10 protein-coding genes are annotated in these 7,381 nt (G+C 61.3%); 3 read left to right on the forward strand and 7 right to left on the reverse strand.

Going from position 1 to position 7,381, the window contains the following annotated elements; translation table 11 throughout:
• Positions 1–100 precede the first annotated feature (100 nt).
• The 3 genes from ACG0Z3_RS22895 to ACG0Z3_RS22905 all read right to left on the reverse strand — a co-directional run bounded on the left by ACG0Z3_RS22895 (position 101) and on the right by ACG0Z3_RS22905 (position 1,785).
• Positions 101–760, reverse strand: a complete 660-nt coding sequence (locus ACG0Z3_RS22895) for a hypothetical protein (protein WP_394402303.1) — start codon at positions 758–760, stop codon at positions 101–103.
• Positions 696–1,319: a Tn7 transposase TnsA N-terminal domain-containing protein gene (locus ACG0Z3_RS22900; protein WP_394402306.1), complete on the reverse strand. Its 624-nt coding sequence runs from the start codon at positions 1,317–1,319 to the stop codon at positions 696–698. Before ACG0Z3_RS22900 ends, ACG0Z3_RS22895 begins: the two co-directional genes overlap by 65 nt.
• A gap of 220 nt (positions 1,320–1,539) precedes the next feature.
• Positions 1,540–1,785, reverse strand: coding sequence for a DNA-binding protein (locus tag ACG0Z3_RS22905; protein ID WP_394402309.1), 246 nt, complete (start codon positions 1,783–1,785; stop codon positions 1,540–1,542).
• Between the two features lie 324 nt (positions 1,786–2,109).
• On the opposite strand from ACG0Z3_RS22905, the gene ACG0Z3_RS22910 reads away from it, so the two are divergent.
• Together ACG0Z3_RS22910 and ACG0Z3_RS22915 are read left to right on the forward strand one after the other, a co-directional pair.
• Entirely contained in the window at positions 2,110–3,591 is a 1,482-nt protein-coding gene (locus ACG0Z3_RS22910) for a Fic family protein (RefSeq protein WP_394402311.1), read from the forward strand.
• A gap of 196 nt (positions 3,592–3,787) precedes the next feature.
• Positions 3,788–4,267 (forward strand): hypothetical protein, encoded by a 480-nt coding sequence (locus ACG0Z3_RS22915; RefSeq protein WP_394402314.1) that lies wholly within the window; start codon positions 3,788–3,790, stop codon positions 4,265–4,267.
• An 84-nt stretch (positions 4,268–4,351) separates the two neighbouring features.
• Here the strand turns inward: ACG0Z3_RS22915 and ACG0Z3_RS22920 are convergent, their stop codons facing one another.
• The 4 genes from ACG0Z3_RS22920 to ACG0Z3_RS22935 form a co-directional block, all read right to left on the reverse strand.
• Positions 4,352–4,615, reverse strand: coding sequence for a hypothetical protein (locus ACG0Z3_RS22920; RefSeq protein ID WP_394402317.1), 264 nt, complete (start codon positions 4,613–4,615; stop codon positions 4,352–4,354).
• A 60-nt stretch (positions 4,616–4,675) separates the two neighbouring features.
• Entirely contained in the window at positions 4,676–4,927 is a 252-nt protein-coding gene (locus ACG0Z3_RS22925) for an AbrB/MazE/SpoVT family DNA-binding domain-containing protein (protein ID WP_394402320.1), read from the reverse strand.
• 748 nt (positions 4,928–5,675) lie between these two features.
• Positions 5,676–6,065 carry a hypothetical protein gene (locus tag ACG0Z3_RS22930; protein WP_394402323.1) on the reverse strand — a complete coding sequence of 130 codons (390 nt, stop codon included), beginning with the start codon at positions 6,063–6,065 and terminating at the stop codon, positions 5,676–5,678.
• Between the two features lie 222 nt (positions 6,066–6,287).
• Positions 6,288–6,926 (reverse strand): hypothetical protein, encoded by a 639-nt coding sequence (locus ACG0Z3_RS22935; protein ID WP_394402326.1) that lies wholly within the window; start codon positions 6,924–6,926, stop codon positions 6,288–6,290.
• A 176-nt stretch (positions 6,927–7,102) separates the two neighbouring features.
• On the opposite strand from ACG0Z3_RS22935, the gene ACG0Z3_RS22940 reads away from it, so the two are divergent.
• On the forward strand, positions 7,103–7,381 hold a 279-nt coding region (locus tag ACG0Z3_RS22940; RefSeq protein ID WP_394402329.1), incomplete at its 3' end, for a transposase.

Genomic DNA, 7,381 nt, shown 5'->3' on the forward strand with positions numbered 1-7,381 from the left:
TCAGCGCCACGTGCCGACGTCAATCACGTCCTTGCGGCACCTGCTGAGCTATGAGTTGAACCTTCGATTGGGCTCATGCACGTGCTGCGGACGAACGTCGCTATTCTTGTGACACAGTAAGACTAAGTTCTCTATCGATCAGGAGCTTGGTGGCTCTGGCCGTCGGGCGCTTGCGGGAGCAGTAGAAATCGCGAACCTTGCGACGCGCGATCTCCAGGACCAGCGGGTGCAGCCTGCTGCGGGTTTGCCGGAAGCAGTTGCCGCTGAGCAGCGACAGGGGATTGCCGCCTGACCGCTCGAACTTGCGCATCCAGTCCATGACCGTTGATGCAGTTGGGACTTGCTCGTCGGAGATCGCTCCAGCCTCTGTCAGCTCCGTCGCTGTAAGAACAGACAACCTGGTGAGTTCAGCGTCGATGCGTGATCGCATCCCCTTACGAATGCCGCGCCGGAGCATGTGCTTGACGATGGCCAGACGGTGCTGCAGTCGTCGTTGCTCCGTTTCAGGCAGGTCTTCAATGGTCTGGACCAGCCGAGTTGCGGATTCCGCTTGTTTGGCGAGGGCGACAGGGTGCTCCTGTACAACGAGCAGCTTGCCAGCGAGCAGATCTCGCTGAAGCTCCGCTGTGGAAATCGTCTTGGGCGCGCCGCTTTCAAGGTCGAGGAAGACATTGCGGGAGTCGTCGAGGGTGCGGTCAAGCCGCCACGTCCTCTGCCCGTCCCGGATGACCAAGCCAATGGTCAGGGTGAAGGTGCTCATGGTTGTTTGCCAGGAAGAGGGGTTGTTGGGGCTTGAGGTCGAAGCTCGGGCCGACGGTCAGCAGACGCCGGCCTACGGCGTAGCCGATGAGGCCCAAGGCGTAGCCCGCCTGCTCGGCGTCGCCGACCGTGGCGCCTGACTGCAAGGAGGCCCAGGTCAACAGCGCATCGAGAGCGCCAGGTGGGGGCGTACGGCGCGCCATCGCCCGAAGCGCGGAGACCTGCGCGGTGCGCTCTGGGTCGAGCAACTGGCTGGGCACCAAATAGAGCGGCAGGCCAAGTGACCGCACCGCATCCCGCAGCCCGGCGTCCAACAGCTCCCGAAACCGCCTCTCGAAAGGCTGACCCTTGGCCTCGACGAGGGCCTGGGTTCCATCCGACAGCGTGATCCGCAGGTCGGGGGTGTAGTGCTGTTGACGCTCGCCCGTCTTGAATTCGATCGCCAGCGGTTGGGATTCGATTCGGACGACGCCGGGCGTCAACAGCAGGATTTCAATGCAGTGCTTTTCGAGCCTGGATTCGTGCTGAATGGGTTCGGCTTGGAACCATGGCTCGTGCACGGCTCCAACGCTCCTATGCGGGGAGCGCGTGATGATTTTTCTTGGGGGTTTCATTTTCCCGATCGGCAATAGTTGTCCCGCCCAGGCGGTAACCTGGGATTGACTTTTTGCGCGGGGAGAATGAAACTGAAGTCTCTGAGGGCAGCTTCAAGCTCCCGGGCGCCGCAACCCTTCCCGGGGTTCGCGGCGCTTTTTTTCGCGCGGACGGTTGGTGCTCGCGCTATGTCATGCTGTTCTCCTTAGCTTCCTTTGGTGCTGGCGACTGCTTGATGCCCAGCGCAACGGCGATTCGATGCGCGTTCCCGCGCATGGCCTGCGTGTAGCCACCAAGAACTTGGTACACGGCGTTCGGATGAAATCCGTGCTGGCGAGACCAGTCTGCGATTGACTCACCGCGCTCGTTGAAATCAGCCCGAACGCGAGCCACCTGGGCCTGCCAGCTGATGTCATTCGGTCCCGTGTTCATTTTGATGAAGTGTTATGCAGCGCGAGAAGCGGACGCGACTATATGCATTCGGCATGCAATTCCGCAACAAGCGCTAATCCGACCTAGGGTTTTCTACGAGAATTAAATAATGCACATGAAGTTTTGCTGCAAAACCCTGTGCATGTGTATTAATTAATCACTCTGTTGAATTTCCGTCTTTGCCGGAATGGACGGGAGTAACTGCCCACGGTCAGTTCTATGACCGCGAGCGTCAGCTAGGCATTGGGATGCAAACAGCCACTGTGAGGCGAATCACCGCGTAATTGCCTCACATTTTGAGGCGAATGGAGTACGATTCGCCTCATGAGCAAGTGGATCTGGACTCAGCCGAAGTGGCCTCATCTCGTCTACGACGCCGTACTCGCCGCGCCGGAACTGGCCGAGGCTTACACCATGCACGGCCTCGTGGCGGGCAAAGCCGCTGCGATCGGCCTGGGCAGAACGAGCCAAGTTGCGCTCGACGTGTTGAGCGCCGAAGTGGTCTCCACGGCCGCCATCGAAGGCGAGCGGCTCAACGCCGACTCGGTACGGTCTTCGGTCCTGCGCCGACTCGGATTGCCCAACGCAGGCTCCAGCGATCGCCACGTTGACGGCCTGGTGGACGTGATCAGCGATGCCATGTTGGCTCATGACCAGCCGCTCACCGAAGAGCGACTGTGCCGCTGGCAATCGGCCCTGTTCCCGGGAAGCACCACAAGCATCCGCCGCATCGTCGTGGGTCGCTACCGCGACCATCCAGACCCGATGCAGATCGTCAGCGGCCCTATGGGGCACGAGAAGGTTCACTACGAAGCACCGCCGTCGGCGGACGTGCCGGAGCACATGCAGCGCTTCCTGAGCTGGTTCAACGAAACGGCACCCCCCACTGCCGGCGGCTCCGGTGGCCAGCGCATCGATGGCTTGGCGCGAGCAGCTATCGCGCATGTCTGGTTCGAGAGCATCCACCCGTTCGAGGACGGCAACGGACGTTTGGGTCGCGCCATTGTGGACATGGTCATGATGCAGCACCTTCAACCGCCCGTGCGACTGATCAGCCTGTCCAGGCAGCTGGAGAAAAACCGCAGTGCTTATTACGACGCGCTAAATCATGAACAGCGCGGCGACGGCGACGTGACCAAGTGGGTGCAGTGGTTCGCCACCCAATGCGCGGCTGCCTACGAGCAGACGAGCCAGATCATTGACAGGGCTATCGAGAAGCGGCAGTTCTGGGAGGCGCACGGCAAAGGGCTGCCGGAACGCAAGCGCAAGGTCCTGCAGCGGCTCTTGGATGATGGCAACGGCGGCTTCCTTGGTGGCCTGAACGCCGACAAATACATGAAGATGACCGGAATTGCCAGGGCCACCGCTTCGCGCGATCTGGCTGAGATGGTTGCGGCCAGGCAGCTGTGGAGGCACGGCGCCGGCAAGGCGATCCGCTACTACGTCAACGTGTCAGGCTGGACGCACGGGATCGATCGGGATGACGCAGGGGCCGGCACCGAAGCTGCACTAGCAGCGAAGGAGCCAGACGAGCAGGCCCTGCACGAGTTGAACGCCAAGCTGGAGGAGGCGGGCTTCATCGTCGGGCCGATATCGGGCGAGAAGGATCGGCAGTACATCGGCCCGGTTGTAGCCGTCACCGACAGGTTTGCCGTGCAGGATCTTGGCCGCCGCCAGGTTGTCATCCACGATCTCAATCAAATGGATCGTGTGCCTGAAGTCGCCCAGCGGCTTGAGGTGACTTTCAAAGGGGGGCACGGGACCACGGTCGTGATGGCAGAGCCGCGCCGTGAGTCAGGACGATGAGCAAGGACAGGGCGAGTGCCATAGCAGGATCCACTGTCCGAGATGGACTGGCCGCTGGAGTCGCCATTCGCAAGTGGTGACGGCCCTTGTCGTGCCAAGCGAGCAGGCATAGGCGTGCCCGCCAGGGCCGGTTCTGACGTTGGAATCTCCAACGTTGGCAATGGCCGCCTGCCGCTCGCCACGAGAGAATGAGTGCATGGATGCCAAACCTGTGCCCGCCCAGCCCGCCGCCAGGTCGGTCCGCCGGCCTGCACTTTTGGTGGCCGCGCAGTCAGCCAGTACGAGCTATCGGACCAACCTCCCGCCCGAGGTGCTGGGCGATGCCCTGCGCACCGGCGCCATGCCGGCCGACTTCATGGCGCACATCGGTACGCTGCTCGATGAGGCGCCCATGTCGATGCTGGCCAAGGTCGTCGAGCAGATCCACGCCGACGACGGCATGCATCATGAGCTGGTGTGGTCCAACATGCGCAGCCTGGCCAGGTCGTTGAAGCTCACACGGGATATCGGCGTGCAGGCGCTGCTCAATGATCAGCAGGCTATCGACGCGGCAGACGTGGCAGCTGGGCGCCGACCAGCGCGCAGCCTCTTCGCGGTTCAACCTGGCGACCTGGCCGGCTACACGTTCACGCCGAACCCTGCCTCCGAGTTCGACAAGCCCGGCGAGGGCTGGTGACGCCAAAGAAAAAGCGCCTGCGCTAGTGTGATCTGACGCCAGCGGATCGAGGCAGTTAGGGAGGAAAGATAGGCCCTCGGTCAGCTATTGATCGTAGCCCTGGCGCCTATTCCTTTTCTCGTCGAAGTACCGCCCCAGCAGCATCACCATCGTGGCTCCGTCAATGACGCCGGCCCGCCGTAGCGCGATCACTAAGCACTCGGTCGCATCAGGCTTCGCGTCGTCTTCGCCTGCCAGGCCCGTGATCGCCTGGGCCAAAGCGCTGGAACCGGTGAACTCGTAGACGATTCCATGCCGCGCTACGAAGGCAGCGATGAAGTCGCTAGCCGTCTGCCACGGGCGGTTCAAGGTGAATTGGCCAGACGCCTACATCGGGTGCGCATCGACGACCGTGAGGGATGGACAGGATTAGGTTTGCGCCTCGCCGCCGCTACCCGGGCGGGCCACGGCGCGATTCATCCCGTCGATTGACACTCGCTTCGATGGTTTGCCGAACATGCCTCGGAGCTCTGTGACTGACCTGTTGACCAGGACCAAGAGGCAATCGCCGTCGCCGAGGAGGACGAACTCGATGCGGTCGCCTTCCTGCATTTGCAGCGCATCAAGCACTGCCGTCGGCATGATCACCACACCACCTGCGCCTACGGTTGCTACCGTCATCTGAGTCCCTTGGTTCCGCTACGTCCAGATTCAGCCCGGGTGAAGCGAGGCTGTTGACAGTGGACGCCATCTCGGCTGTCGTCCACGGACGGTTCCCGGTGAGTTCGCCGGATGCATGCGCTGCCTTGCCTAGAAAGCAGAACAGCGGGCCGGCAAATACTGAACGCCAAGGTGGAAGAAGCAGGGGTCATCGTGAGGCTGATGGCCTTCACGGGCGGGCGGCATCACGGTCGTGAAGGCAGAGCGACGCCTGGGAGGTCGGAAGGTAGGCAAGTGCAGCCCAGGGCGGGGCCCATAAGAATTCGTAAAAGTTCAGAGTTGAATGAACGAAATCCGTAAAAGTTCAGAGTTGAATGAGCACGGAGTTCAGGACTCATTGAGTATGGTTTGTCCAAGTGCTTGATTCGGCAGTGGGTAGAGTTCAGAACTCAATGAACTTCGACAGAAATGTCGAAAACCATTCAGTTCTGAACTTTGTTCATTCAAGTCTGAACTTTTCGGATGCCAGGACGGAGCACGGTGACCGGGCTCGCTGGACTGCCAGCGGTCTCCAGGGGAGGGCTCAGGGGTGCGACGGCGGATAGCCTTCGGTCGGGCGTGAAAGCCGCGTGTAGGGTCGTTCGCGGTCCATGGCGGGGCTTCCGCGCTGCGCGCCAGCAGAAGCGCCTCCCGGCGCTGCCTGGCCCAACTCGCCCGGCGGCGAACTTTCGCTGCAAAAGGTGCGCTGGGCGGAGTTGGACTTCTTGACTCAGACCCGCAGCGAAGTCAGCTCAAGGCTGGCTGACACCGCTCGCAGTGGGCATGCGTGGGTCAGCAATGTGCCCAAAGCGGATATCCGCCGGACAACAGCAATAGGCTGGCTGCGGTCCCCAAATTTCGCGACCCAATGGCTGCTAGCGGCGGCAACGGTTATCGAACGGTTTGCCTGTTGAGCGACTGCTGGACCACAGGAACCGGTCATCCGCGGCGAGAGCTTGAAATGCTGCGGACGGCCGGCTGCGTCAAGCAACACCGCAGCGACGAAGGGGATTCTGTTCTCGGAACTGCGGCCGGTCTTGCCGCCGGCGCGTTCGCCACCAAGACAGACATCGTCGAATACGGCGTCGTTTAGTTGATGCTCGGCGTCGCGCTGCATCATGGTCGCCAGGATCTTGTGGTGTAGTAGCCGGGCCGAGGGATAGCTCACGCACGGGTAGCGACTGAGTGTCAGTGAGGACGCGCCGTTGACAACTGCGCTAATCGGCAGCTATCGCGGAGAAATGCAGTTGAAGATGCAGCGTGACGCCGCGCAGCCAGCAGGTGCGGCTATTTTGCTTGCAGTGTATGGCGGCCCCGACGGTAAAGACGAAGGCAAGTCAGCTCACGGCGACTGGCGCCGACGCAGTCGGCTACCGCACGCTGCCAACCCTGCCGCGGCCGCCAACACAGCCGACGCAGGCTCTGGCAACTCGCTGGATGATGAACAAGAGCCGGTGCCTACGGCGACGCAGGCTCCTTGAATGCTGACGCCCTGCAACGCTGCGAAGTTCAAGCCGATGAAGCTGCGCTCGAAATCAGCGTTGGCGCCCAACGAAAGCGTCGTCATGCCGTTCGCCATGCCAACGAAATCAAACTGAAAAAGCAAGAAGGCGTCCTGCTGATTCGCAATCAGTGTGGCATCGTCTGCGAGTGCTTGCCCCAGCACGCCGTAGTTGCCATCTACTGCGCTATCGCTGAACACCAACGGTGGCGCGCCAAATGCGCTTCCCAATGCGTCATCGGCGCCGCTCAGGTTCGCCGCGTCCAGCCGCACCACCGACGAGTCGTAGATGAAATTCAGGTCGAAGCTCGACAACACTTCTGCATCGAGCCCGCTGATGCTCACGTTGATGCGTGCCACTTGGCCAACGTCGACATGAGAGCTGGTTGGCGTTATCAGCAGTACGGGGCCTGCGCTGACGTAGCCTGCGAACAGTGAGCCAGCGACAGCTAACCAAGTGGCTACAACGGCCTTCTTCAACTTTCTCTCCCATGATTTGAGCGGAGCGGATTGTGTGCTGTCGAAGCGCGCCTCCCAACCACCAAGCTTGGTGGCCTCCCCCTGAGCGGGGGTTGCTTGTGAAAACTCACATAATCTTACTGTGTCAATAAAATCAAGGCATTATGCGGACTTCTTGATTCTTTGGTTGAGGATCGATGAACGTCGCAGGCCGCTTTGAGGAGTACCTGGAGCATTTGGCTTCGGGGCTGGGACACGCCGACCGTCACGAGGGGCTTCGTGGCTATTGCACGGGACTGATGTTGCCGCTGGCTCGCAAGAGCATTGAGCCCATGGCGGCGCGTGTGGGCCCGGTCCACGCAAGTGCGCGGCATCAGTCGCTGCATCACTTCGTGGCGAAGGCTGAGTGGTCCGACGAGCAAATGCTTCGTCGCGTCTGCCAGTGGGTCGTGCCCAAGATGGACTTCAGCGAAGGT

It is taken from the genome of Pelomonas margarita (assembly GCF_043555875.1).
Classification (GTDB): Bacteria; Pseudomonadota; Gammaproteobacteria; order Burkholderiales; family Burkholderiaceae_C; genus Pelomonas; species Pelomonas margarita.